The sequence below is a fragment of the Arthrobacter sp. OV608 genome, assembly GCA_900110595.1.
Lineage (GTDB): Bacteria > Actinomycetota > Actinomycetes > Actinomycetales > Micrococcaceae > Arthrobacter.
On record FOEZ01000056.1, the window covers coordinates 1 to 2,354 of the forward strand.

At 58.6% G+C, this 2,354-nt stretch carries 1 protein-coding gene; it reads left to right on the forward strand.

Annotated features, from left to right (window positions below; all coding sequences use genetic code 11):
• Window positions 1-67 precede the first annotated feature (67 nt).
• Complete coding sequence (locus BMX78_RS22560; RefSeq protein ID WP_091424843.1) at window positions 68-1,546, forward strand: MFS transporter; 1,479 nt, start codon at window positions 68-70, stop codon at window positions 1,544-1,546.
• Window positions 1,547-2,354: the final 808 nt, after the last annotated feature.

A 2,354-nucleotide genomic window follows, 5' to 3' on the forward strand; every position in this document is an offset into this window, starting at 1 on the left:
GTTGCGCCACTGACTCAAAAACGATGACTCCAGAGATTACTGGGTCCAGAAACACAGGTGGTCAAAGATGACACAATCCATATCGGCCGGGGCTCGTGCCGGTCGGTTCACTTCGTTAGTTGCACTGGTCTTGCTCGGCGGTGTAACCGTGGACATCCAGTGGGGCACCCTTCCTCCGCTGGTTGGGGTGATGGCGGCTGAGTCCGGTCTGTCGGGGTCGGAGATCGGGTGGGTCCTTAACGCCATGATGGTCGGCAGTGCCATCTCTGTGGGCCTTACTGCACGGATGGGTGACATCTATGGGCATCGCAAGGTTCTTATCACGCTGACCGTCCTGGCTCTGCTCGGATGCGCCTTGGCTGCGACAGGTGATGGGTTTTGGCCTCTTGTCGCGGGCCGGTTCCTCTTGGGTTTCGCTGTTACCCTCCCACTGAGCTGGGGACTCCTGCGCCCACGTGCTACGGCGCGCCAAGTCCGAGTTGTTTCATTGGGACTCTCGCTCTTGATGGCTATCTTCACGCCGATCGCGCTCGTTGTCGGCGGGTTTGTCGTTGGCATGGGGTTGCCGTGGCAAAGCGTTTTCTGGGTGACCTTCGCCCTGTACGCGGTGCTGCTGGCGCTTGCCCTTGTCTCATCTGAAACGCCCACTGCTGCCCGTCATGACGGTCGCTTGAACTGGTTCGCTTCGCTGGGGCTCGGCATTTGGGTCACTGCGCTGCTGGTCGGAATCAGCCAGGGACCAGCCCTGGGCTGGACTTCACCCCTCGTGGTCGGTGCGTTTGCCGTGAGCGCCGTGACATTTATTATCTGGGCTGCTCAGCAGCGACGCAGCCAGGACCCCCTGATGTCATTCCGCAATATGGACCGGCGCCAGGCCATCATCGGATATTCCGGGATCTTCTTCTTGAGCGTGGTCGGGGTGAGCATTTTTATCGCGCTGCCGGCTATGCTGCAGACCCCGACGTCGTCCGGGTACGGCCACGGCCTGTCTGCCCTCGACTCGACGTTCGTGCTGCTCGCGATCATTCCCGGCTCCGCGCTGGGATACCTCTGGACTCGATGGGGACTCAACCGGCTGGGCCCGAAGACCGTTCTGGTCATTTCCGGAACCGCTTCCATTGGTGTTTTTCTCGGGTTCGCATTCGCTAACGGCCCGGTCTGGATGTCCTGGGTGTGGGTTTTCGGCTATGGCCTGGCAACGCTGAGCTGCTTGACCACCGGATACTCACTCGTCGCGGCCGCCGGGCGCCAGGACAACATGGCGGTGACCATTGGCATGCAAAGCATTATCCAGTACGTCTCGGGGACGATACCCGTCGCAATTGTGTTGAACGTACTAGTGCCCGGTACCGATGGATTCGTTCCTGAGGAAACATTTGATGGCATCTTCATCGCGGCCGCCTTGTTTGTCGCCGTGTTCGTCATCATCTGGGCCGTCTTTGCCCCGAAGCACCTCACAGATCGGCACGCAATCGACACAGAAAGCAATCCCACGAGCAATCCCACGAGCAATCCCGCGAAAGTCAGTATTGCCAGTCACGCGTAAGACCAAGAGCAGCGCCGGAGTGGACCAAAGCCACAAACCCAACCGGCTCAGGAGTTAGAAGGCGCCCAGGACGTCTTCTAACCCGAAAGATATTGAGCATACGAGGACGACCAGCTAAGGAGACAAAAAAGACCATGTTCAGAAGGCGATTCACTCTTCTCCCTGAAAAGGCTACTGACTCCGGCATTCTCGCAACCAGGGTCAACTTCGCAACGTTCACAGCCACCTTCAGCCCTGATACTCCGTTTAGCCCCGCCCGGGAGATCGATCTGCCGTGACCGAGAGCAAGCGAAACCCAACGTGGTATCCCGCGAAGTCATACTCCGCTGGTGTCCTGGATACTCCGCAGGAGCCTGGTCTAACGCAGGAAGAACACCGCCTGCATGTCAGGGAATGGCAACCAAACGAAGTGGAGAAGCATCCCCTGTTGATATGGACAGGGCTGGCCCCCGGAGACATCGTGTCACTGCGCGCTAATGACGCTCAGAACTACGTTGGCATGGTGGAATCCAAGACAAGCGACGGGCTGATGATTTGGATGAGGGACGAAATGAACGAGAGGAGACTCTTCCACTTTCAGGACTGCTGGTCCGTACAGCTGCTCCGTTAAATGGCGATGAGTGTCCACTGCTGGGACAAACGGTTATCCTGCCGACCCAGGAACTGCTCCCCGCTGATACGGAAAAAGAACACGTCCGCCTGCACCCCATCGACAGAACGAACAACTGGACTCATATCCATTCCGCACGGGGACACCTGAGTACATCCTCAGTCTCACCCCGGCCGAGTGGCGAAGGAAGCGAAGCCG